Origin of the sequence: Chryseolinea sp. T2, from assembly GCF_037203685.1 — a bacterium.
Classification (GTDB): Bacteria; Bacteroidota; Bacteroidia; order Cytophagales; family Cyclobacteriaceae; genus Chryseolinea.
In genome coordinates this window covers 805,743-830,490 of the sequence record NZ_JBBCAU010000002.1, presented here as the reverse complement: position 1 = coordinate 830,490, position 24,748 = coordinate 805,743, and the positions used below count along the sequence as shown (strand labels likewise).

At 47.0% G+C, this 24,748-nt stretch carries 20 protein-coding genes; 12 read left to right on the top strand and 8 right to left on the bottom strand.

The window, feature by feature from the left end:
* Window positions 1–45: 45 nt before the first annotated feature.
* The gene (locus tag WBG78_RS08290) at window positions 46–1,317 is read right to left on the bottom strand and encodes an MFS transporter (RefSeq protein WP_337325935.1); all 1,272 of its coding nucleotides are present in this window, start codon (window positions 1,315–1,317) and stop codon (window positions 46–48) included.
* Window positions 1,318–1,452: 135 nt separating this feature from the next.
* On the opposite strand from WBG78_RS08290, the gene WBG78_RS08285 reads away from it, so the two are divergent.
* From WBG78_RS08285 to WBG78_RS08270, 4 genes are all read left to right on the top strand, one after another.
* Window positions 1,453–2,202: a DeoR/GlpR family DNA-binding transcription regulator gene (locus tag WBG78_RS08285; RefSeq protein WP_337325934.1), complete on the top strand. Its 750-nt coding sequence runs from the start codon at window positions 1,453–1,455 to the stop codon at window positions 2,200–2,202.
* A 162-nt stretch (window positions 2,203–2,364) separates the two neighbouring features.
* On the top strand, window positions 2,365–2,862 hold the full coding sequence (locus WBG78_RS08280; protein ID WP_337325933.1) for a BON domain-containing protein: 498 nt from the start codon (window positions 2,365–2,367) through the stop codon (window positions 2,860–2,862).
* Window positions 2,863–2,864: 2 nt separating this feature from the next.
* Entirely contained in the window at window positions 2,865–3,230 is a 366-nt protein-coding gene (locus WBG78_RS08275) for a LysM peptidoglycan-binding domain-containing protein (RefSeq protein WP_337325932.1), read from the top strand.
* Between the two features lie 270 nt (window positions 3,231–3,500).
* The gene (locus WBG78_RS08270) at window positions 3,501–5,078 is read left to right on the top strand and encodes a serine hydrolase (protein WP_337325931.1); all 1,578 of its coding nucleotides are present in this window, start codon (window positions 3,501–3,503) and stop codon (window positions 5,076–5,078) included.
* 88 nt (window positions 5,079–5,166) lie between these two features.
* Here the strand turns inward: WBG78_RS08270 and WBG78_RS08265 are convergent, their stop codons facing one another.
* Window positions 5,167–5,808: a class I SAM-dependent methyltransferase gene (locus WBG78_RS08265; RefSeq protein WP_337325930.1), complete on the bottom strand. Its 642-nt coding sequence runs from the start codon at window positions 5,806–5,808 to the stop codon at window positions 5,167–5,169.
* Between the two features lie 178 nt (window positions 5,809–5,986).
* On the opposite strand from WBG78_RS08265, the gene WBG78_RS08260 reads away from it, so the two are divergent.
* Together WBG78_RS08260 and WBG78_RS08255 are read left to right on the top strand one after the other, a co-directional pair.
* Window positions 5,987–6,484, top strand: coding sequence for a helix-turn-helix domain-containing protein (locus tag WBG78_RS08260; RefSeq protein ID WP_337325929.1), 498 nt, complete (start codon window positions 5,987–5,989; stop codon window positions 6,482–6,484).
* A 2-nt stretch (window positions 6,485–6,486) separates the two neighbouring features.
* A complete protein-coding gene (locus tag WBG78_RS08255) occupies window positions 6,487–7,422 on the top strand; it encodes an IS3 family transposase (RefSeq protein WP_337325928.1) in 936 nt (311 codons plus the stop codon).
* A 441-nt stretch (window positions 7,423–7,863) separates the two neighbouring features.
* On the opposite strand, the gene ku is transcribed toward WBG78_RS08255, so the two are convergent.
* Window positions 7,864–8,628 carry a non-homologous end joining protein Ku gene (ku, locus tag WBG78_RS08250; protein WP_337325927.1) on the bottom strand — a complete coding sequence of 255 codons (765 nt, stop codon included), beginning with the start codon at window positions 8,626–8,628 and terminating at the stop codon, window positions 7,864–7,866.
* A 206-nt stretch (window positions 8,629–8,834) separates the two neighbouring features.
* Window positions 8,835–10,058, bottom strand: coding sequence for a porin (locus tag WBG78_RS08245; protein WP_337325926.1), 1,224 nt, complete (start codon window positions 10,056–10,058; stop codon window positions 8,835–8,837).
* 41 nt (window positions 10,059–10,099) lie between these two features.
* On the opposite strand from WBG78_RS08245, the gene mqo reads away from it, so the two are divergent.
* Window positions 10,100–11,647, top strand: coding sequence for a malate dehydrogenase (quinone) (gene mqo, locus WBG78_RS08240; protein WP_443092769.1), 1,548 nt, complete (start codon window positions 10,100–10,102; stop codon window positions 11,645–11,647).
* 141 nt (window positions 11,648–11,788) lie between these two features.
* On the top strand, window positions 11,789–12,991 hold the full coding sequence (locus WBG78_RS08235; protein WP_337325925.1) for an endo-1,4-beta-xylanase: 1,203 nt from the start codon (window positions 11,789–11,791) through the stop codon (window positions 12,989–12,991).
* Between the two features lie 35 nt (window positions 12,992–13,026).
* Here WBG78_RS08235 and WBG78_RS08230 read toward each other — a convergent pair whose 3' ends face one another.
* Both WBG78_RS08230 and WBG78_RS08225 read right to left on the bottom strand, forming a co-directional pair.
* Complete coding sequence (locus tag WBG78_RS08230; RefSeq protein WP_337325924.1) at window positions 13,027–13,299, bottom strand: SemiSWEET family sugar transporter; 273 nt, start codon at window positions 13,297–13,299, stop codon at window positions 13,027–13,029.
* Between the two features lie 3 nt (window positions 13,300–13,302).
* Window positions 13,303–13,842 carry a low affinity iron permease family protein gene (locus WBG78_RS08225; protein WP_337325923.1) on the bottom strand — a complete coding sequence of 180 codons (540 nt, stop codon included), beginning with the start codon at window positions 13,840–13,842 and terminating at the stop codon, window positions 13,303–13,305.
* A 608-nt stretch (window positions 13,843–14,450) separates the two neighbouring features.
* Here WBG78_RS08225 and WBG78_RS08220 point away from each other — a divergent pair.
* From WBG78_RS08220 to WBG78_RS08210, 3 genes are all read left to right on the top strand, one after another.
* Window positions 14,451–16,637, top strand: coding sequence for a catalase (locus tag WBG78_RS08220; protein ID WP_337325922.1), 2,187 nt, complete (start codon window positions 14,451–14,453; stop codon window positions 16,635–16,637).
* Between the two features lie 70 nt (window positions 16,638–16,707).
* Window positions 16,708–20,835, top strand: coding sequence for an ATP-binding protein (locus WBG78_RS08215; protein ID WP_337325921.1), 4,128 nt, complete (start codon window positions 16,708–16,710; stop codon window positions 20,833–20,835).
* 4 nt (window positions 20,836–20,839) lie between these two features.
* Complete coding sequence (locus tag WBG78_RS08210; RefSeq protein WP_337325920.1) at window positions 20,840–21,220, top strand: response regulator; 381 nt, start codon at window positions 20,840–20,842, stop codon at window positions 21,218–21,220.
* Between the two features lie 52 nt (window positions 21,221–21,272).
* Here WBG78_RS08210 and WBG78_RS08205 read toward each other — a convergent pair whose 3' ends face one another.
* Both WBG78_RS08205 and WBG78_RS08200 read right to left on the bottom strand, forming a co-directional pair.
* Window positions 21,273–22,106, bottom strand: coding sequence for a hypothetical protein (locus tag WBG78_RS08205; RefSeq protein WP_337325919.1), 834 nt, complete (start codon window positions 22,104–22,106; stop codon window positions 21,273–21,275).
* 182 nt (window positions 22,107–22,288) lie between these two features.
* On the bottom strand, window positions 22,289–22,879 hold the full coding sequence (locus WBG78_RS08200; protein ID WP_337325918.1) for a hypothetical protein: 591 nt from the start codon (window positions 22,877–22,879) through the stop codon (window positions 22,289–22,291).
* A gap of 551 nt (window positions 22,880–23,430) precedes the next feature.
* Here WBG78_RS08200 and WBG78_RS08195 point away from each other — a divergent pair.
* Window positions 23,431–24,576: a chromate transporter gene (locus tag WBG78_RS08195; RefSeq protein ID WP_337325917.1), complete on the top strand. Its 1,146-nt coding sequence runs from the start codon at window positions 23,431–23,433 to the stop codon at window positions 24,574–24,576.
* The last annotated feature ends 172 nt before the right edge of the window (window positions 24,577–24,748 follow it).

Below are 24,748 nucleotides of genomic sequence, written 5' to 3'. Positions count from 1 at the left end.
CAATGGAAAAACACTGCTGCCTTATTGCAATGGCCCGACGCAAACCTATCGACGGTCAGCCGGGAATCGCTGCAGGGTTGAGAACAAGACAACGGCGATAGCCATGAACATCAGTGCAATAAACGATCCTCTCAACGTGGCGGCGGCTGCAATGAATCCAATCGATGGTGGGCCGATGAGAAACCCCATAAAGCCCAGTGATGACACCGCAGTTATTGCAATGCCGGGGGCCATATTAGTCGATTGACCGGCGGCACTGTAAACCATGGGCACTACGGCAGACACGCCCATTCCTACGAGCGCGAAGGCGATCAGGGCTGGCGCGAACTGAGGAGATACAACAGCGAGTAGCAACCCCGTTGTAGCCAGCGATCCACTGAGTTGAAGGGTTCGCCGCAGACCAAAGCGCGCCGCTATTGCGTCAGCCATAAAACGCATCGTTGTCATGGCAATCATGAATGCCGAGTATCCCATCGCCGCGTGATCGCGGGTCGCCTGTACAACTTTACTCATATACACACCACTCCAGTCAAACATAGCCCCCTCAACCATCATCGAACAGAAGGCAATCAATCCCAATCCCAAGAGCGATTTATCAGGAAGAGCCAGCAAAGACTGCTTCTCTTTTGTAGTGCGATCGCCTGGCGACAGGAAACGCGTCGCGAATGCGAGCCCCGGCACAAAAACGCATGCTATACAGACAAAGTGCCAGAACGGATCAATGTTATGACTGATCATCCAAGCACCCGTCGCTGCTCCGGCGAAGCCTGCAAGACTCCACAGCCCATGAAACGAAGCCAGCAGGCGCTTGCCATATGCCTGCTCGATGGCAACAGCCTGAGTGTTCATAGAAATGTTCAGCATGTTAGCAAAGAAGCCAAACAGCAACAGGCTAACGGCAATCTGTACACCCGTTGTTGCTACACCGATTCCGATCAGCGAAAGGCTGTAACACGTTGACGACAACAACACCACCTTCTTGCTGTGCAGCCTGGCGATGAGCCACCCAGAAAATGGGAGAGAAACAAAGAAGCCGACAGGCAGCGCAAACAGAATTGTACCGAGTGCTGCTTCATTTAATTGTAACTGTTCCTGAATCGTAGGGATGCGCGATGCCCAGCTGGCAAAGCACAGGCCGTGAAGTATGAAGAAGACGCTTACACCCACACGACGCGAGAGCAACGAATACCTGCTAATTGACGGCTGCGTTGCAGCAATGAAGGAAGAATCGTTCATCTGTTCCTGTTTCTCTGATGCCTGCTGAACCGCCTTGAGGCCGCTATTCGACAGTCTAAAATCTCTTCTTATTTGATCCATAAGTTATGTCGTTTGCAATTTCATGCAAACAAAGGAAGCGACATTGCAACAATAATGCAACATTATGCTACATTTTGTGCAATATATTGCAATAAAAGCACCATTGAATCCCAATAAAATGCATAATATTGCACCATGTTAAAGGAAGAACGATTCCAGTATATTCTCAGGAAGCTTTCTGAGGACCAGAAGGTTAACCTCACCACCCTGAGCAAAGCTCTTGATGTTTCATCATACACTGTTCGCAGAGACCTAAAGGAACTTACAGACAAGGGCCTGTTGCAGGCAGTCCGTGGTGGCGCCGTTCCGCACTCTCCTACTCCACATCATTTTCTCGATCGTCTTGGATATCAACAGGAGCAAAAGCGGGCCATTGCTGCAAAGGCTGTATCCATGGTGAAAGACGATCAGGTGATAGTACTGGACAGTGGCACGACAGCGCTGGCAATTGCCAGCATGCTTCCGCGCGAGCTTCGAATTACAGTCGTGACCAATAGCTTCCCCGTTGCAAGTGTCCTGGAATCTCATCCTTATATCGAAGTTCTTTTCGCCGGTGGGCGCCTCTACAAAAGCGCATTTACTACTACTGGTCACGACACGATTAGATTTTTTAGAAATATCCGCGCCGACATCTACTTTATGGGGATTTGCAGCATTCACCACTCCATTGGAGTCACCACCATTAACTATGAAGAAGCAGAAGTGAAGAAATCTATCGTTGAGGTATCGAAGCAGGTCATCGCACTTACGCCACACGAACGAATTGATACTGCCGAGGCATTTATCATTTGCCCGTTGGAAATGGTCGATACTGTCATCACTGACGATGAAGGCGCGGCTGTGGCCAGAGACCTCCTGGCCGGTACCGGAATCACCGTTCTATAAAAGAACCAGGCGCAAATCATAAAGGATCACTCATCCTTATTGGTAACACAGGCACATCAATTGCAGGCGAATGTTCACACAAGGTTGATAAACCACCCTTAGGTTATTCTATTCGAATTCGTTAACATTATTCAGCCTATCAATAACAAAACCAACTGCATCATGAAAAGAACCTCTCACTTCCTCTCTGCTCTCATTGTGCTGGCCTTTGTCGTTGTCGCCTGCGGGCCTAACGATGAAAAAATCTCTGCTGCCGTTACGGAAGCCTTGAAGACCAATCCCGAATTATCGCCAGTGTCTGCTGCTGTCAAGGACGGCGTCGTTACGCTTACAGGTGAAGTCGAAGCCGATGAACAAAAATCATCTGCTGAGTCTGTCGTGGCAGCCGTCAAAGGCGTGAAAAGCGTCAACAATTCGGTAACGGTTAAACCCAAAGGTCCATCGCCTGAAGAACTAAAGAAACAGGCCGACGACGCATTGACAGCCAAGGTTAATGCGAACTTCACAACCTATAAAGTCGAAGGTGTAACGGCTACCGTTTCCGACAGCATCGTAACTCTAACCGGTGAGATCAAGCGTGCAAATCTTCAGAATGCAATGAAGGCCGCTATGGAATCAGGCGCAAAAAAGGTAGACAACAAACTAACCATTAAGAAATAGCTATGACACTGCAGGAAAAATACACGGCGGTGATCGACATCGCTAAGAAGAATGGCGTCGCCAATCTTAAAGTGGAACAACAAGGTGCAGTGCTTCACATTGCCGGAAAGACAAGCGAGACAGTGAAGCAGAAGATGTGGGATGCCTATTCTAAAATCGATCCTGACATGCGGGCAGGAGATCTCATGCTCGATGTTGAAGCAGCCGATTTCGACGAAGTCTATGAAATAAAAAAGGGTGATAGCCTGAGCAAAATCGCGAAGCAGTTCGGCACCACCTGGCAGAAGATCCATGAGATGAACAAGGATACTATCAAGAATCCGGACGTGATTTTTCCCGGTCAAAAGATCAAAATCCCGAAAGGTTAGTTGGTATCACAGTTTGACAGTAAGATTCTGGCTGGTAGGACATTTAATTATCCTACCAGCCTTGTTTCAATCTTTTGCAAACGCAGTCCCTGCATAGTCCCAGTACGGCCCCAGTACGGCCCCAGTCTCCTCCAGCCCTCGCCAAGACTTCTCCAGACTTTCCCAGACGTCGCCGCGTTTTGCAGCTTCGTCCAGCATTTAGTATCTGGCCGCATCCCATACGGGAATTCATTAACCGGAAAAACTCTAACTTTCCACAAACCTATTCCTATGAGCTCCGCTTCTCGCACTTCAGCCTTGTTGTTCGCTGACAATTTGCGCCTCGTCTGCACGCACATCGTCGTTGTCTTTACTGTTCTCATATACAGTCAATCACGCGGTCAGGATCTTAAACAGCTGGACGCATATTACGCAAAGGCATTGAAAGACTGGAACGTTCCTGGAATGAGCGTCGCCATCGTTAAGGATGGAAAGGTTATTTTTTCCAAAGGCTATGGCGTGAAGGAAGCCGGCAAAGCTGATCCTGCCGATGCCAATACACTATATGCCATCGCCTCCAATAGTAAAGCATTCACAACCGCTGCTATCGCCATGATGGTTAAGGAAGGGAAACTTTCATTCGACGATAAAGTCCGCAAGTATCTTCCCTATTTCGAACTCTACGATCCGTTTGTTTCACAAGATGCTACCATCAGCGACCTCCTTTGTCATCGTATTGGATTTCGAACCTTCAGCGGCGATGCCATATGGTACCTGTCCGACGATCTCACTGCGGAACAGATCATCAGGCGTGCAAAATATCTGGAGCCCACTTATCCATTCCGCGCGGGGTACGGCTATTCAAATGTAATGTACATTACTGCGGGGGAGCTTATGCGCACCGTTGCCGGCAAGCCATGGGGTGAGATCATTCAGGAAAAGATATTCAACAAACTTGGGATGGATCGCTCAGTTACCTCGAGCCAATACATCGACTCCAAAGGGAACTTTGCTACGCCTCATGCGCTCGACGGCGACAAACACATTCCTATTGCCTGGGAAAACTGGGATGCAATTGCTGCAACAGGTGGTATCGTGTCGAGTGTTGAAGATATGAGCAAGTGGATGATCTTCAACCTGAACAACGGAATATGGAAAGGCGACACACTGCTCACCACTGCACTAAGGACAAAATTATGGACGCCCCATAACGTGTTCCCAGTTAACAATACAGACGACAATTTTGAAACGCACTTCGCCGGATACGGCCTCGGCTGGTCGCTCACTGACTACAAAGGGAAAATGCGTGTAGGCCATACAGGAGGATACTCAGGAATGCTCTCACTTGTTACAATGATCCCTGATGAAAAACTCGGCGTGGTCGTTCTTACCAACGGAATGAAAGGTGGACTGATGCGCGCGATCGGCGATTATACCGTCGACAGTTTCCTCAAACAAAAGGTCAGAGATTATTCCGCAGAATATCTTGCTGAAACAAAAAAACGACGCGCAGCAGATACTCGTATTACGGACAGGGAGAAGGCGCGTGTTTCGGGAACAAAGCCATCTGTACCACTCGGGCAATACGCCGGCAGTTACTCAGCAGACATCTACGGTAACATCGAAGTGAAGAAAGATGGAGACAAACTTCGCCTCTCATTCGAGCATTCAAAACGATTCAATGCCACTCTCGAACATTGGCATTATGATGTTTGGCGAATCAAATGGGACAATGCAGAACAGTTGTCATGGTTCAGTTTCGGCACGGTAGCATTTCAACTCGACAACAACCTAATAGTGAAGGGACTGGAATTCGACGTACCGAATGATGACATCTGGTTTGAGGAACTGAAGGGAATTAAGAATTAAGAATTAAGAGTTAAGAATTAGCTGCCAGCCTTTGGCTGTCGGTGGGCACGACCGTAGGTCGTGAAAGCTAATTCTTAACTCTTAATTCTTAATTCTTAATTCTCTTCTTTCCTACAAACCTAACCACCGAACTCGCACCCGAGTGATACCGTCCCTCCTCGTTCAAAACTTCCAGTTCTTCGAGCATGATGATATCATAGCCTGAGAAATCGGCTGCTAGTTCTTCTGTCGAGAACAGCATCTCAATATCCCGTGGGCCACCAACTTTTGGATTTGCCTTCACGTATTCAAGGTGAGCCTTACTGAAGGCTTCGAATATGATAATACCTCCTGGCTTAAGAAACGTGCTTAGCTTTCGATGGATCGATGACTTCTTATTGGCAAGGAAATGCGCGTAAATAAGACCAATTGCATCGAATGACTTTTCCTGAAATCCAAGCCGTTCAAGATCACCCACCAGGTATTCAATCTCAACATCCATTTCGTCGGCAAGACGCAGCGCCTTGGATCTGCCTTCGACGCTGAGATCAACGGCAGTCACCTCCCATCCAAGGGTTGCCGCATAGACGCCATTGCGACCTTCTCCGTCGGCAGGCATCAGGATCGAACCTGGTTCTAATCCCTTTAATTGATCGCGAAAGAATTCATTGGGGGCTTTTCCGTAGGCGAATGCCTCGTCGCTGTAGCGCTGATCCCATTGCTTCTTATAAGATTCATCATTTTGACTCATAACTCGTAAGGGGTTTATTGATAGCTTTTGTTTGGTCAACCAAAAACATATACCGCGTGGTTCCCGGCAGCGATGTATCGATCAGAATATTGTTGAGGTATCGGATGATTGGTCAAAAGCGGGAAGTTGTCTGATCCGGCTATGGCTATACAGGTATTTACCCGTAAATTACCTGTTTATGAAGCAAAAAAAGGGAAAGAAACCGTTTCCTGTCTTTTCTAAAGATGATCGTAAGAGGATTGTTGACCTGATTGAGCGAGGTGAGATTAGCCGTAGTCAAGCGATGGAGCAATACGGTATTTCTTCGGTGGAGACTATACGGTCATGGATCCTGAGATATTCAACCAGCCCTGAAAGTATTTTAGGAAAAGTATTTACTAAGGCGGAAAAACGACAAGCCGCATATCGCATTATAGCTGGTGAGGTTACTAGTTCACAGTTGGCGATAGAGCTTAGTGTAGACCCTAATTCGTTGAGAAGATGGGTTAGAGAGGTCAAGTCAGAAACTGGCTATGGCGAATCAATCAAGAATCCTCATTCTGCTAAACTGATGGCTGTTCAAAGCCAAACCGTGGAAGATTTGCTGCTTAAGATAGCGGCATTAAATACCTTAATTGATATTGCCGAAAAAGAACTGGGCATCGATATCAGAAAAAAGTCTGGTACCAAACAGTAGTGATGATGAAGGGATCTTTTGCCAAGGTGGGTGTCGGCCGCCTTTGCAAACTGTTTGGTAAGACGCGACATGCCTTCTATGAAAAGACCTGGTATAAGCAGCAGCGTTACAGCGATGAGCAGATTATTGTTGAGCTACTGGTGACTTTGAAGCGTGAGATACCTGTGCAATCAACTAAGAGCATTTATATTGTGCTCAAGTCCACCTTACGGAGTCATGGTATCACCATAGGGCGGGATAGTTTGCATCAAATACGAGAGCGATACAATCTCTTAAACAGGCCCAGGAAACGATATTATAAGACGACAGACTCATTCCATCGCTTCTATAAATATCCTAACAGGATAAAAGATCTGGCCATTACCGCTATTGAACAAGTTTGGGTTTGTGACATTACTTACATCCGGGTCGGAGATCAATTTAGCTTCTTGTCTCTTGTCACCGATGCCTATTCACATTTTATTGTTGGCTATTGCTTGTATCCAACTTTAGCTGCTGAAGGTTCCTTAATCGCTCTTCGTATGGCGATAGCAACACTAAAAGGTAATGGTCATGGTCTCATTCATCATTCCGACAGAGGCATCCAATATTGTTGTGATGTATATACCGAAGAGTTAAGAAAGCACAATATTGAAAGTAGCATGACGGAAAACGGTGATCCATACGAAAATGCAGTTGCCGAAAGGCTGAATGGCATCTTAAAGTACAATTTTGGCTTGGGTCAGAACTTCACATGCGAACAGTTTGCCGGACAAACGGTAGATAGATCAATTAAAAACTATAATCACCTAAGGCCTCATCAGAGTGTTAGCATGTTTACACCTGCTACTGCCCATCAATACGATGGCGACCTAAAACGATGCTGGAAAAAGAAATCCTACAAGGCGAGGGACCCAACAATATCGACTATTGAAGCTGAGCGAGACGCCTGTTTATAGATGTTGAAATATGGATAACTCCAAATCATTTATTGCTTGCCGAACGTTCCTGCGGGAGTTACCCACATTCCAACATCGACAACGATGATTACTTAAAAATTAAAACTACTTTTAACCAACCTGTATAGCTATAACCGGACTAATTCGTGAGCCTGTAAAGTCCCAGCCGGAATAACTCAGACTGTAAAGGTTTTTCCGGATCGGACAAAGACTGGCAAACTCTGGGAAAAGCTGGGAAATACTCTGGGAAAGTCTGGGAAGACTTGGGAAAAAGTTGGGAAAGACTTTGGGAAAGTCTGGGAACACCTGGGAAAAAGTTGGGAAAGACTTTGGGAAACGTTGCCTGAGAGCTGCGGACCTGGCGCCAAAGACTAGCCAAATCGTTGCGGCCTATATGCCGACTACATGCCTGCTACCAGCCGACCAGCCTCCCACCAAATTTCACGACGCCTTCTTCCCCATACTAGCCTTCAACTGTTCCATCAGATCCATCGGCTTGCGGTGCGTAACCTTCATTACAGGTTCTTTCACCTTGCCGCCTTTAGCCTTAGCTTTAATGAACTTCATAAGAGCAGCTGTATATGTGTCCTTGTATTCAGTGATATCGAATTCTGTTGTCAACTGATTGATCAGACTAAGCGCCATCTTCATCTCTGTGGCTTTCGCCTTTGCCTTGGGGACCTTAAGCTCAGAGGTCTTGCGGATTTCCTCCGCGAAGCGGATCTTCTCAAGTAACAATATGTTTTCATAAGGCTTTATCACACACAATTGTTCTTTGCTTCGGAGCACAAAACTGCCAACACCAACTTTTCCGCTTTTTTTCAACGCATCGCGCAACAACACATAGGCACGCTCGCCTCCCTTAGTTGGTTCCAGATAATAAGGCACTTCGTAATAAACTGTTTCGATCTCCGCCTCATCGATGAACGCCTCTATGTGCACAGTCTTTGTTTTCTCCGGACTCGCTTTCTTGAAGTCCTCGTCGTCGAGAATTACATAGTCTCCGTTCAGTTTGTATCCCTTAACAATGTTCTTCCACTCAATCACTTTGCCCGTGTCTTCGTTCACACGCTGATAGTGAATGCGGGAATGATCTTTCTTATCAAGCATATCGAGATCGAGACTGCTTTCCTGCGATCCACTGAAAAGTTTAACCGGGATGTTGACTAATCCAAAGCCTATTGCGCCAGTCCAAATTGCTCTCATTTGTTTTAATTTTGTCCAACGAATATCTGCATCTCAAACCGTGTGCCTGCAGGGTTAAAGCGAGGATACGCCGTGGCGCTGCGGACTAATTTCTACAATGGAGGGACGAATTGAGCAAAATAAATAATGGTAGGGAGATGGCATGAAAAGGAAACGTATAAAGAAAAGTGGTGTGCAGATACCGCACAACAACGAAAGCGAGATAACTAAAACGAGATGTCCCACTGAACGCGATAGCGCCACCCCTTTGTAAAGTCTAGGTCATCATTGAGGAAGTTGAAGTAGCTGGCTTCGGCGGTGAGCTTATTCTTGTGACCTTTGAAGAACCAGTTCATATCGAAAGATGTCTCTGTCTGTGCATCGTCGTCGACATTAACTTTCGGACGATACGTGGCGTGCCTCACGGCGAATTCTAAAGGTTTTGGCCACCAATGAACAGACTGATGCACCATATAGCCAGCCTGGACATAAAATCCGTGCAATAGAGTAGTCTGATCGCTGTTCAACTTATCTATGACCTGTTTCCAGTGCAGTTCAGACTGCCAGCTAAGGCCGCGGTACTTAAATGCAGTTTCGATGTTGAGTTGATTAACCCGGTATTGGCCGGGTGCACCTTCTTCGAACCCTTCCAGAGTACCACCTCCCGCCTGAGAGAAGCGTGTATATGGGCTGCGGTTGGTCACTGCCGCAACGGCCAGGATAGCCGCCGGCTTAGGCGTGATCTCCAGATCACTTCCCTCGAATTCCACTTCACGCCCAAGAAAATTCCATTGCAGCCGGCCAAAGTACATAAGATTGCCGTCATCGTTTTTAGTATTCCCTCTTCCTGTACCCGTGAGCGCGGCTGCCCAATAATTGAAATCGGCGATGCCCTCCCCTTTAAGATGGCCATATACTTCCACTCCCTGCTGACGATCGACCGTGAAAGCCCGATTAATTAGTGATCTTTCGATCAATTGTTGCTCACCGCTGCTGATGAATCGTTCACGCGTAAATTCGACCTTCCATTGACCAAGCTTGAAATTCAACCATTCCCACTTCTCAATCATAACGCGAAAGTCGAGCAGGTTCGATTGTGACAACTCATATTCCCAGTAATAGCCTAACCACGGCTTGAAAGCGTGTCCCCCAATCTTAATGCGGGCTCGGTTGATCTTAAATACAGGCTTCCGCTCACCAACAAAATCGTCGTAAGTAATCGGATCGGTGTCGGCAGGGGTTGCAAAGCGAAATTGAAGACGGCCCTGTATTTGAAGAAGAAAATTGTTATCAATAGTACGGAGCTCAAACCCTTTATTTCCATATCGCGCCACGACGCGGCTCGAATCGGAGTTCTGGGCAAAAACTTCACCCAGACCGAGCACACAGTTTATCGCCGTCAGAATTATGGCGACGCGAATATTCAAATACGGGGCTAACGACTTTGACATCTTGACTTAGGGGCAAGGACTAATAAAAGTAAGAATTAACGATGAAGAATGAACAATCGATGGATGGCCTTTTGGCTAACGCTTCTACGAATGAACAAAGCGAACATACCGACATCGTTCTGATTGGTGCCGGTGTCATGAGCGCAACGCTTGGGTTACTGCTAAAAGAGCTCGACCCTGCGTTTACGATACAAATCTTTGAACGTCTTGACGGCGCAGCCATGGAAAGCTCCGATGCATGGAACAATGCAGGAACGGGGCATTCGGCATTTTGCGAACTTAACTATACGCCACAACGGCCTGACGGCACCATCGATATTACCAAGGCCGTCAAAATTGCATCATCGTTCGAAGTGTCGAAGCAGTTCTGGGCACATCTTGTTGAACAGGGAATATTAGGCACTCCATCCTCTTTTATCAATCAGGTTCCGCACGTTAGCTTTGTGTGGGGACAGGACAATGTTCAGTTTCTGCGGGCCCGTCATCGCGCCATGATCGAATGCCCTCTGTTTGAAAGTATGCAGTATTCTACCGATCGAAATCGACTAGATCGCTGGATGCCGGTTGTCATGGATGGACGTGACAGCGCCTTACCTCTGGCTGCAACCTGCATGGACATTGGCACCGATGTAAACTTTGGATCTCTTACCAGCAATATGATTGGCACCTTATCATCACGCCAGGGTGTTCACGCACACTACAATCACGAAGTGAAAAAACTCAGACGAGACCAAGCTGGAATGTGGAATATAAAAGTGAAGGATCTTCAAACAGGTGACAAGCGCCGGATAACCGCGCGCTTTGTATTCATTGGAGCCGGCGGGGGCTCTTTGCGTTTGTTGGAAAAATCCAGGATACCTGAAGGCCGCGGTTACGGTGGCTTTCCGGTAGGTGGACAATGGTTGGTCTGCACTGATGATGCCGTAGTTAGCCGTCACGACAAAAAGGTGTACGGTATGGCACCCGTTGGCTCTCCGCCCATGTCGGTGCCACATCTGGATACGCGGGTCATTGGAGGACAGAAGGCATTGCTGTTTGGTCCCTTCGCCGGATTCTCCACGAAATTTCTAAAGGAAGGATCGTACCTGGATCTGTTCAAGTCCATTCGCGTCGACAACATACTTCCGATGATCGCAGCCGGCATGGACAATATTCCCCTCACCCGATATCTGATTGATCAGTTGCGCCTGTCGCCGGATGAACGGATTCAGGCGCTACGCCAATACGTCCCACTTGCCAAACGCGAAGACTGGAAACTGGAGGTTGCCGGGCAACGGGTTCAGGTTATTAAGCGCGGAGAGAAAGAGATTGGAGTATTGGAATTCGGAACGGAAGTGATCGCATCAGCCGATGGCTCGCTTGCCGCACTGCTCGGTGCATCGCCGGGGGCGTCAACCGCTGCATCCATCATGCTCGATGTTATTCAAAGATGCTTTCCATCCAGGATGAACGAATGGAGAAAAAAGTTGCCATCAATTATTCCGTCTTATGGACAAGATATTTCGCGCGACAGAAAATTATTAACCGAGATAAGGCGGTCGACTAACAAAACGTTGGAGCTGCATCCAAAAGAAAAAATTGAAAACTAAACTGTTTGGCCGATTCTCATCGTGTAGCCGGCGGTTGTTTCGCTTCAGAGTAGTGGTCAACGCTCACCGACAAATTTGCCGGACGGTAGTTAAAGGTCAAATCGGACTTGCTAGTATTGCGGAACACTGAAAGATCTGCACATGAACAAGCCCATCCGTCTGACACTATCTCTCGTCGCACTACTGATCGTTCCTGTTGCGTACGCACAAGAACTTAACAAAGACATTGATCGCTATCGCAAAGGCGAGTTTGTAATAAAGGCTAAACCAGGAGCATCGGTTGTTGTTGAGCAATTACAGCACAAGTTCTGGTTTGGGGCTGCTATCAGTAACGGTTTCGTCGATGGTCATATGCAGCCCGCGGACAAAGCCCAATACGAACAAAAGTTTCTGCAGAACTTCAATTCGGCAGTTACAGAGAACGCTGTGAAGTGGCTAAGTATGGAACGCGAGCAGGGCAAAGTGATTTACAGCGTCGTCGACAGCATGCTCGCATGGACAGACCGTCATCATATTCCACTCCGCGGTCACAATCTCTTCTGGGGCATCGATAAGTTCGTGCAGCCATGGTTGAAAGAAATGAATGATGCAGAGCTTCGGGCCACGCTGCAGCGCAGGGCAGAAAGCGTTACCAGTCGTTATCGCGGGCGATTCGCTGAATATGACCTTAACAATGAAATGGTTCACGGAAACTACTACGAACAACGACTTGGTAATGGAATCACTAAGGACATGGCAACCTGGGCCCACAACGGTGACCCTGGTGCAAAGCTATTCCTTAACGACTACGATATCACTACTGGCAACAAATTGCCGGAGTACATGATGCAGATACGTTCCCTACTGAAACAGGGAGTACCCATAGCCGGTATTGGAGTACAGGGGCATCTCCATGCTGAGACTTTTGATCGCAAGGAACTCAAGAGGGCATTAGACTCACTTGCAATCTTCAAGCTCCCGATTCGCATTACAGAGTTCAACGTTCCTGGTCAGCGTTCGCGATACTACAAGGAGAACATTCGTACCATGACTCAGGAAGCAGAGGCTGAAAAAGCCAAAGAACTTACGGATTTTTACCGCATATGTTTTGCGCATCCTGCCGTAGAAGGCATATTAATGTGGGGTTTCTGGGAAGGCGCCAACTGGATACCGGTCTCGTCGCTATATCATACAGATTGGTCGCCAACTCCTGCCGCTATTGCCTATCAGAATTTGCTGTTTAAAGAATGGTGGACAAAGTCATCAGGTAAGGCGGGCAAAGACGGCACATTTAAAGTCAGAGCTTTCTATGGCAAATATAAAGTAACGATTGATGGTGTGGTGAGTGAGAGGGAGTTCAATTAAGAATTAAGAATTAAGAATGAGAGGCGGCAGCGCTATCATGTGTTCCCATTTTTATAGCGGATGCCTGCAATAATAATTAGTACATTGATGGCTATGGCAACTCCGTTGGTGACGATAACGGGAATATCCTCCCTCCTGACGCCATAAATAATCCATAGAACTAACCCCACAAAGAGAACGGCAAGGTAAAAAAGCGAGATGTCGTTTGCCTTTTTCTCCTTTAAGATCTTAATCAGTTGCGGCAACAGTGACAAGGACGTGCAGGACCCTGCAATCACACCAATGATCATCGTTACCTTTTCAGCCATGCGCTATTTGCAATTCTCGAGGTCTTTTTCAAGATTCTTCTTCAACTCATGGTTTGCCTCAGCCTCATCTATTGAATGAGACTGCTGAAGCGATTCCTCCTGCTTTGAGAATTCACTCAGCTGCGCGTAATACTTTCTGATAACTTTTAGCTCCTCTTCCGTCATATCCTCTACATTCACGAGACGGTTGCTTGCAAACTGATGAGCAGCCACCAGTTCGTTCAATTTCAATTGAATAGCCAGGGAATCCTTGTTCTGCGATTTCTGAATCAGAAAGACCATCAGGAATGTAATAATTGTCGTACCTGTATTTACAACAAGCTGCCATTGTTCTGAAAAATGAAACAACGGTCCTGTAACTGCCCACGCAATGATTAATGCCAATGCAACAATAAACGCAGGTGTACTCCCTGCCAAAGCTGTAACGCGGGACGAGAATGTTTCCATCAGCCCCATGTGAGGAGCCGGCAATTCACTTGGCCTTAGTTGCTTCCCTGACTGCGCATTCCGTACTCTGGTGTCTCTTTTATTTGTCTTAACCATAATTCTATTGCTATAGTTGATAATAAATCAACGGCTACCATTACGCGCGTCGATCTCACCGCCCACTTACAAAGCAAAGGCCAACAGATTCCTCAGAAAATATGTTACAATACGTGGATAGAGATCAATTCACCATAGATCATCTGGTCCACAGGCATCATTCCAGTAAACGCTATCTGTGGATAATTGTCCCCGGCACCGCGAAGCCACTGAAGAGCCTCATCCCCGCTGCTTGTTTCCAATAAGTCCTTGTCTCGATATCGTTTCTCACTTTAACGCCCTTTGGTGAATCGAATACTACAGACTTCGGTCACTTCCTAATGTCGTTTACGGCTTTGAGGTATAAGCTGGCTTCATGTACATCTCGTCTGAAAATGATCTGATTGCTGGCACTTTGTTTGGCAGTCGAGAGAAGGCATGATGCGCAATGCGTGCTGACCAGACTTGACGCGAGATCAATTCATTGCCGGAACAACACTCATGGATCAAACCATTGATATATGAATTACAAGGTGGGTAAGGGATTGAATCTTCTTATTCGATCCACGTCAAATCTCAATATCATTCTGTAAACGTGCCCGAGTATCTAACTTTTGAACCACAACAGCATGGCAAAGAAAAATCAAGAAGGAGGCAAAAAGACCAAAGTACAGTCAAACGCGAAACTTAACCTGCTTGCTGCTGACCGCGAGGTAGCCCAGGATGAACTCATGACCACCAATCAGGGGACAAAAATAAATGACGATCAAAACTCCCTGAAGGCGGGCGATCGTGGACCGACCTTGATGGAGGATTTCATCTTCCGCGAAAAGATGACACATTTCGATCACGAAAGGATTCCGGAACGAATTGTCCATGCAAGGGGGGCTGGTGCACACGGTGTGTTCAGACTTAATAAGTCGCTGGCTAAGTACACAAAAGCAATGTTTCTTACGCAGCTGAATGTTGACGTTCCAGTATTCGTACGGTTTTCAACCGTTGCTGGCTCGCGTGGATCATCTGATTTAGCCCGCGACGTACGCGGCTTCGCCGTTAAGTTCTATACAGAAGAAGGAAACTTTGATCTGGTCGGAAATAACATGCCCGTATTTTTTATTCAGGACGCGATGAAATTTCCCGATCTGGTCCACGCCGTTAAGCCTGAACCGAATAACGAAATTCCGCAGGCGGCTTCAGCACACGATACATTCTGGGACTTTATCTCACTTATGCCTGAATCTGCGCATATGATCATGTGGGCGATGAGCGATAGAGCAATACCCAGAAGTTACAGGATGATGGAAGGATTCGGAGTTCACACGTTCAGGCTCATCAATAAAAACGGAGAAGCTCATTTTGTAAAGTTTCACTGGAAGCCACGATTAGGTGTGCACTCTGTAGCATGGGATGAAGCTCAGATCATATCCGGGAAGGATCCTGACTTTCACAGGCGCGATCTTTGGGAGGCAATCGAAAATGGTCAATTTCCAGAATGGGACTTTGGGGTTCAGATTATACCCGAAAAAGATGAATTCAAATTTGAATTTGATCTGCTCGACCCAACGAAGATCGTTCCTGAGGAGACTGTTCCTGTTCAACTCATAGGGACACTTCAACTTAATCGCAACCCCGACAACTTCTTTGCGGAAACTGAACAAATAGCTTTCCATGTCGGTAACGTTGTTCCTGGGATAGACTTTACAAATGATCCCTTAATGCAAGGTCGTCTCTTTTCATACACTGACACACAACTCATCCGTCTCGGTGGACCAAACTTTCACGAATTACCAATCAATCGACCGGTAAATGTTATTCATAATAATCAACGAGACGGCTATGGGCGCCAACAGATAAATACCGGACGCGTTTCTTACCATCCAAACTCACTAGGTGGAGGATGTCCGTTTCAGGCGAAGATGACACAAGGTGGATTTAAATCTTATGCCGAACGAATAGATGCAAGCAAAGTGAGGGAACGCAGCAAAAGTTTTCGCGACCATTTCAGCCAGGCCAGGCTATTCTTCCATAGTCAGTCCCTGCCTGAAAAAAATCACCTCATTGATGCCCTTCGGTTTGAGTTGGGCAAAGTAAAGACGGTTGCCGTTCGCGAACGAATGGTTAATATTTTGCAACAGATAGATACAGATCTGGCTGCAGCTGTGGCCGTAGGACTGGGACTGACTGTTCCGAAAAAATCAGCGGGTCAGCTCAATCACAGTGTTCCTGCAGACGCAGACCCCAGGTCTTATGAATCGATACAATACGAGATGTCTTTAAAGACATCTGCTGCGCTTAGCATGGCCAATACCATTAAAGGGAGCATTAGCTCCCGCAAGATTGCAGTCCTGGCCGCAGATGGTGTTAATGGTAATTCATTGTCTGCGCTTCGCCAGGCAATCCGAAAGGCGGGTGGCAGTACTGTCATTATTGCGCCCCATCTCGGGGCCATTAAAACCGATGGTGGTGAAGCAATCAGTGTCGATGAGAGTTTCCTCACTGCAGCATCAGTCCTCTATGACGCTGTATACGTACCTGGAGGTACCAAAAGTGTTGACGCTCTCACGCAGGAGAGTAATGCCATACATTTTCTGAATCAGGCCTATAAACATTGTAAGGTAATAGCAGCGGAAAGTGACACGCTTCCTGTATTACAGCAGACGTACTTTGCGGAAGGCCTATCTTCGGGTGATAAACTTAAGTCCGACGAGGGCGTGCTACTTGGAACAAATCCGTCTAAACTGAGTAAATTATTTATCGCGGCAGCTGGCCAACATCGCTTTTGGGAAAGAGAGATCCCAAGAAAAGTACCTGCATAATATCCCCGGATTTGAGAGCCGTCGTAAGAAAATAGCTCTGGCGAGCAGTTTGCTTAAGCCAGATCACCATATGTCAGCGAATCAGAATAGTAATGGAACCGGCTTTCTTGATCAACGGGGGCCAACCTTTGAGCTCATTCGATCCACAGACTGGTCTAAGACCGCCATTGGGCCGCAAGAAACATGGCCCCAAAGCTTTCAATCGGCGTTGAGCATATGTGTGAACTCAAACTTTCCCATTGCGATTTACTGGGGACGTGACCTCGTGCTTCTGTACAACGATGCGTGGAGTCCGATTCCAGGAAATAAGCATCCATGGGCCTTCGGAAAGACTGCTGTTGAAGTGTGGCCGGATATCTGGACTGCCATTGAACCACAGTTTGAAAAGGCATTTTCAGGAAGACCAGGTGGGTCTAAAGACGCCCTCCTTCCGATGCAACGGCATGGCTACACAGAAGAATGCTATTTTGACTTTACGTTCACCCCGATTTACGGTGAATCCGGCAATGTTGAAGGCATTTTTAACGCCGTTATTGAGACCACCTATCGTGTTATTAACGAGCGACGCGCTGGAGTAGTGCAGCGACTGGCTCAATCAATCAAAGGTTCAGCAACTGCCAGTGAAGTACTAGACAGAGCGCTGCTGGTCATGGGAGAAGCCAGGGCGGATATCCCGTTCTTTTTCTTTTATAATGTAACCGCCGGCACTGTTGTACAGTACAGTCAGTTTCCGTTTGCCGAACAGAACGCAGACAGTGTATGGCCGGCCGACCAGGTGATCGGGAATGGCATTACCTTGATTGTAGAAGAACTTCCACAATTTCTTCCATACATTCCGCATGTTTATTGGCCGGAGACACCTGTAGAAGCGGCAATTGTTCCCCTTAAGGGCAATGATGGAATTGTGTTCGGTTTCATCGTATGTGGCGCAAGCGCAAGGCGAAGAGTTGACAATGACTATCGCGCCTTCTTTGATTCTCTCGCCAATATCATCTCCGGAGAAATCAATACAATTTCTTCGCTGGAAAAGGAAAGACAGCGCGCGGAAGCCCTGGCTGAGATAGATCGCGCAAAGACAACTTTCTTCAGCAATATCTCACATGAGTTCAGAACTCCATTAACTCTGATGCTGAGTCCGCTGGAGGAATTAATCGACAGCAGTGACAATCTTTCTGAAGCACAAGCAGCGAATCTCCAGACATCACTCAGAAATTCTCTCCGGTTGCAAAAGCTTGTCAACACGCTTCTTGATTTTTCCCGGATCGAAGCTGGAAAGCTCGATGCGAAGTTCGAACGTGTCGATATTGCCAGGGTCACTGTTGATCTTGCAAGCACATTCAGGTCAGCCATTGAATCCTCAGGTATTGAATACAACGTATCAATCGAAGATGTTAGACATCCCGTAGAGGTAGATGTTGATATCTGGGAAAAGATCGTGCTGAATCTCATCTCCAACGCTTTCAAATACACTGAGCGCGGCCGCATTGATGTAAAACTGTATGAAAAGGAAAATGTATTTATACTTGAGGTTTCTGATACGGGAGTAGGCATAAGTGACGAACATCTTCATCGGATATTTGAGCGCTTCTATCGGGTAAATAATCAGGGAGGTCGCAGCCAGGAAGGAACAGGCATTGGTCTCGCAATGGTAAAGGAACTTGTTCATCTGCATCATGGCGACATCCGCGTAACCAGTGAAGCCGGGAGGGGAACGACGTTCACAGTCACAGTACCCTTCCTTACCGGGCAGGGGCAGATTGCAGATGCAGGAACAAAAGGATTAAATAACAACAGCAACACCCGAAAGGCATATCTTGAAGAGGCGGCCAAGTGGAACAAGTCGTCGTCAACTGACGTTGATCGGCGCAACGGCGGCCGTCAGTCTAACAAGCCAGTGATTGTGGTGGCCGACGACAACAGCGACATGCGCGACTACATGACGAGGCTTCTTCACAAAGACTTCAACGTTCATGCAGTGACCAATGGCGAAGATGCCTTTGAAGTTTCGCAGCAGGTCATGCCGGATCTCGTTTTGTCTGACATCATGATGCCCAGGCTTGACGGCTTTGGACTATTGGCAAAGCTTCGCTCCCACCTCACAACCCGCAGCATACCGGTCATTTTTCTGTCTGCAAGAGCGGGAGACGAAGCCAAGATCGAAGGTATCCAGGCAGGTGCGGACGATTATCTTGTAAAACCCTTTTCTGCAAACGAATTACTGGCAAGAATCAACAATCAGATTGCCATTAACACCACGCGAAGGAAGACAGAAAAAGAATTTTACAACCTATTCATTCAATCGCCGGCGCATATTCACGTCTTTAAGGGCCCGGAACACATAGTGGAGTTCTTCCATCCCTTAGGCGCAAAGATGATCGGCCGCGATATTTCCGGAATGAAAATCAGAGAGGCCGTGCCTGAACTGGAGGGCCAGGGCTTCTTCGAACTGCTTGACGATGTTTATATCAACGGAAAGACCATTGACATCCCCGAAAGCAAAGCCTTACTTCCCGATGAGGGCGGACAGCAGAAAGAGCACTACTTCCATATCACATATCTCCCCTGGCGCGACCTCGACGGAAAGATTCAGGGAGTGCTGCAGTTTACACTTGAGGTCACCGAGCAGGCAAAAGCCAATATCAAACTGAAGGAAAGCGAAGCGCAATTTCGCGTTCTCGCCAACAGCATACCTCAGTATGTATGGATCGCCGATGCGACCGGCAAAATTGAATACATGTCTGATCAATGGGAGCACTATTCAGGTACGTCCATTGAGACTGGCAAAACGGCATTCTCCAGTTTCATTCACAAAGACGACGTCGATGAAGTGAGAACCAGGTGGGCATCGTCTATGAAAACGAAACAACCCTGGAAATCCGAGTTCAGGCTACGCAATGAAAAGACAGGTGAGTATCGCTGGTTCTCAGGTCATACGGTACCCATATACGACGATCATGGCAATGTTGTGAGATGGATCGGCTCTTCATCAGACATTCACGCACAGAAAACTGCCAACTTTGAACTCGAGGAACTGGTTGCAGAGCGCACAGCCGAATTGATCAAGCTCAATGTCATGCTAAAAAGTAAGAACGAAGAGCTGCTTCGCGCACAAAATTTTCTTCAGACAGTACTCGACTCATCCGTTGAACTTGTTACAGCACTGGACAAAGATCTGAACGTTGCATTTGTAAATAAGCGGATTAAATCGCTGACGAATCGCGCGCCGGAGGATCTCATAGGAAGAAATATACTTCAACTGGCGCCGGGGATTGAAAAGACTGAAAGTTACAAGCTCCTGCAAAAAGCGCTTGATGGTGAGACAACACATATCAAGGCCAGCAGCTCTCAGATCAATCCATCGCTGGTGTTTGAATCATTTGTCATCCCGCTAAAGCAGCACGGCAAAGTGACCGGCGTTGTCACCATGCAGCGCGACATCACGTCCATCATGAAACTGACGGAACAATTACGAGAGTCCAATGAACAATTGAGGCGCTCCAACGACGATCTCCAACAATTCGCCCACGTTACAAGCCACGACTTGAAAGAGCCTGTGAGGAAGATAAAAATGTATGGCAACATTCTTAATAATGACTTTTCAAATTTCCTTCCCGACAAGGGCAAAGACTATCTGTCGAGGATTGACAAGGCTGCCAGCCGTATCTCATCAATGATTGATGGCGTGTTGCAGTACGCCACCGTCGAGACTTCCGACCAGGCTATGCGCGAGATTGACCTGAATGAGGTCGTGAAAAACATTGTCGAAGATCTTGAGATCCCTATCAATGAACATCAGGCGCACATCAGCTATCACGACTTGCCCGTTATCGTGGGATTTCCTACACTGATCTATCAGCTCTTTTACAACCTTGTGAACAATTCCTTAAAGTTTCGTAAAAAAGACGTACCTCCGGAAATTGATTTTATTTATACTCCATCACCCGACGTGGAGGAGGGCGACTACTTCATCATTCAGGTGCAGGATAACGGAGTTGGTTTTGAGCCTGCTTACTCAGAGAAAATATTTGAATCGTTTATACGCCTTCATCCAAAAGACAAATATGAAGGCACTGGGCTTGGACTCGCCCTTTGCCGGAAGATCGCGTTGCGTCACCGCGGATTTATTAACGCATCATCACAGGCCGAACGCGGCGCAGTTTTCAGTGTATATTTTCCGACAACAATTCTGAAGGATTGAGTTTATGAGGCTGATTCTCGTGGACGACGATATGGAGGAAGAAGAGCTTTTCAGAGACGCCGTACAGACGATTGATCCGTCAATAGAGGTCATTTGGTATGACGACGTCATGAATGCCCTTGATGCACTGCTTAAAGATGCCGCACAGCCAGACCTTCTCTTCCTGGACCTGAACATTCCAAAGGTATCCGGAAAGGAGTTGCTAAAGTTGCTAAGGCAGTATGATGCCACCTCGAGACTGCCAGTTGTTATCTACAGCACTTCAATCTCAAAGAAGGACGTTGAAGATACAACGCCATACCATATTAAGGCGTATCTGCAAAAGCCAGAAGAATTCAGACTGTTGTGCGAGAAGCTTGCTGAACTGGTGCGAAACAGTCATTAATCGTCATTGTTACTGTTTGCATTGCAATTGTTAGTCGCGGACGAACGATGCACTAATGACCGTGTGCGCCAGGCACCATCTTGACCACTAGCGACAGCGTTGACTTTGCAATTTCATCGTTTAATCTGAAATCGGAGCTTTCACCATTTACCCGATAATGTCCTGCCCCGGCTTCCACGACTTGCGCATAGCGAACACCCAGAATAATCCTGGCCCGCGACTCTGTGTATATCTTGTAATCAAACTCACCTCCATAAGTAAAAATAAAGTCACGCTTTCGCATTGACGTATTTACCATTGGCTCCAGGAGATCTGGAATAGTATTGACGTTGATGCTATTTTGTTTGACATCGAGAAGAAAGTCCTGGAACCCGATTGCTATCTGTGGAAAAAGGTCAATATGGCGATTCTTTACCAGGTCATAGCCCACCCCAACTTCGATCGTTCTTCTTTTAGTCCTTAATTCAAGATCCTCATTCGAGGTCTTATTGCGGAAGCCTGGTGTCAAAATGAACGACGTCATAAACCGGTTCTTATATAAATCCAGGGACAACAGAATGTTGCTCATATTTTCGCTGATGTTGTTGAATCCATAAGGCGCCAGTTCCCTTTTCAGGTTCGAAAGAGATGCAAATGCGTGCTGATAGCCTATGGCCAGAGTAGCGAACTGATTATCATCGGTGGTATAGACATATGCTGTAAGCGCCTGCAGAGAATCATAGCCAGATGCAACTCTGGCCGTTTCCAGCTTCTTTTTAAGCTCATCCTTATCCACCGTAGATGGATCGACCTTGCTAAAATCATACTTACGCATGCCCGGGAAGTGATGTTGTGCCAGGCACGTCATAGACAATACGCAGGCAAGTACAGAAAGGAACAGTTTCATATGATACAGGTTAGTAAATGAAAATGCGGCAACAAATGTCGCACCAGAAGTCAATCAACTTAGATTTAAGATTAGATCACCCTGATATTAAAAAGTTACACGTCCCGCGGAGAAAAGGTTAAATGGTCCCTTCGAGTCCTTCCCCGGTACCAGCATTGCAAGTAAGCGGCGAAAGCCCCTTGCTACCAATTCGGAGCAGCAACTACTTTGGGAAATTTAATTAACGCAATAGTGACGCTATAGTCGTCCTTGCCAAATGTGAGATACTTAATGCCTTCACCTTTCCTGAGCGCAATGCTTTTAAGGTAAATGCTTTGATTAGAAGAAATTCTCTTCAGTGGTTTAAGCTGAAAATGATAAAGTGAGTCCCTGGACAAAACATCATACACTCTGCCCATCGCGATCACCTGATCAGCCCTCCGATCAGAATAGTTTATATGCAACGTATCAAATCTTGGGGCATTCAGTTTTAGATAGGGCATGGCAGGCTTCTCTTCCGCCTGACGATAGAAAATCGTGTCATTCTTTACTTCGAGCACGCCGGCAAACGGGACAAGGTCAGCCTCTGTCGATCGCACTTCAATAATATTGTCGTCCAGATGTTTTAACTGGAGGCCTGCTACAAGGTCTTTTAATACGGTCAATGAATCAACGCTGTATTTCGTCGGCATGTCGTCGAAGAAATCCTTTGAACCACAGGACATCAACAATGATGGCAATAACGCGATCAGGATCAGATTTTTTGTTACCACTAATAGATGTTGACGGTTCATGCGTTCGACATTAATCAGCAAAGGTATGCAGATCGGTGATATTGCCCAGCAATTCAAAACTTCTTTCGGTGACAGCGGAGTTATATGCAGGTAGCATACCGTTATTCATTCACATTAAAGTCAGGGCAGTTAAGGAATCACTACTTGAAAAATGGCGACACTGCATTAAACCAGGTCTGGGAAAGTGGCAAAAGGCTGGGCGGAGTATGGAGAACTCCGATGAGACTGCGGAAAAACAGCGGCGGAAGTCTGGGAAAGTGCGGCAAAAGAGCGTTGCAAGAGCGTACCTAGTGCGTAGGGAGAGCGTTAAGAGAGCGTTAAGAGAGCATTGAGAGTGCGGAACGAAAGCGGTGAAACAGCGGTGGACCCAGGGAAAAGTCTTATCTCTGGTAAGTCTCTGGTAAGTAACTCGTTTGTCTTTATGCACGCCAATGCCATGTATATCCAGCATGCGGACGTTGCGCAGCAAGGTAAAAACAATACAAAAACGTAAATCCTGTTCTATACTTTTCGAATTGTCAGGCATAACATTGAGTGGAATTCGGATACACATGAAGGAACTCAATCCCCCATATTCACTAAAAGATCTTTGCCTCTACTTTCTCAGGCTTGGTACACTCGGATTTGGCGGACCGGTGGCGCTCGTTGGCTATATGCACCGTGATCTGGTTGATAGCAGGAAGTGGATCAGTGAAGAAGATTATCGCGAAGGCCTTGCGTTGAGTCAGCTCGCACCTGGTCCGTTGGCCGCACAGCTTGGGATTTATATCGGGTACGTCCACTATGGCGTGTGGGGTGCTACACTCACGGGATTAACTTTTGTTCTGCCCTCCTTCCTTATGGTGCTTGTTATAGGGTGGGCTTATGTACAATACGGTGGTTTACCATGGATGCAGGCAATATTCTATGGAGTTGGCGCCGCTGTGATTGGCATCATCACCATCAGCAGCTATAAGCTTACCACCAAAAGTATCGGCAAAGACTGGCTCCTATGGGTCATATTCATAGTACTAGCTATCAGCACCTTCGTGTTTGAAGAGGAAATGTTGTGGCTGATTCTGTTGGGCGGTGTGACTGTTTGGTTTGTAAAAGCACCTCCATCGTGGTTTAAAATAAGCAGCAACAGCTTCGTTCCTTTTCTGGCCCAAATTCAGGCCGTAACTTTTGAATCGAAGCTTTGGCAGATTGCATGGTTTTTCACCAAAGCAGGAGCGTTCGTGTTCGGCAGCGGACTTGCAATTGTTCCCTTTCTCTATGGCGGTGTTGTAAAAGACTACGCCTGGCTGAATGAACAGGAATTTGTTGACGCCGTTGCAGTAGCTATGATAACGCCAGGCCCGGTCGTCATAACCGTGGGTTTCATCGGTTATCTCGTGGCTGGCTTCTGGGGCGCAGTTGTTGCTGCATTGGCTACATTCGTGCCGTGCTACTTGTTTACTGTGCTACCTGCGCCGTATTTCAAGAGGTATGGTAAGCATCCGGCAATCAAAGCATTTGTTGATGGCGTGACGGCGGCAGCAATTGGTGCCATTGCCGGAGCGGTTGCCGTACTCGCCAAAAGAACACTTGTTGATGTTCCCACCCTTTTGGTTGCCATTGTTACTGCAGCGATCCTGTTTCGTTATAAAAAGCTGCAGGAGCCTTATGTAATAATTGTTGCCGCAATCCTGGGCATACTCTTAAAGACTCTGCTATGAATGGGTATACGTTAGCAAATCAGGCATTTCACCAAGCTCCCCCTCCCCGGGGTAAACTTTTCTTCTCTCCTTTTTGAAACCTTCTTCGACAGTGGGAGTATTAACTACAAAAAGGACTTTAATTGAATATTTTGGCTACATTAAGGACTTTAATTATTAAGAAACTCTGGCC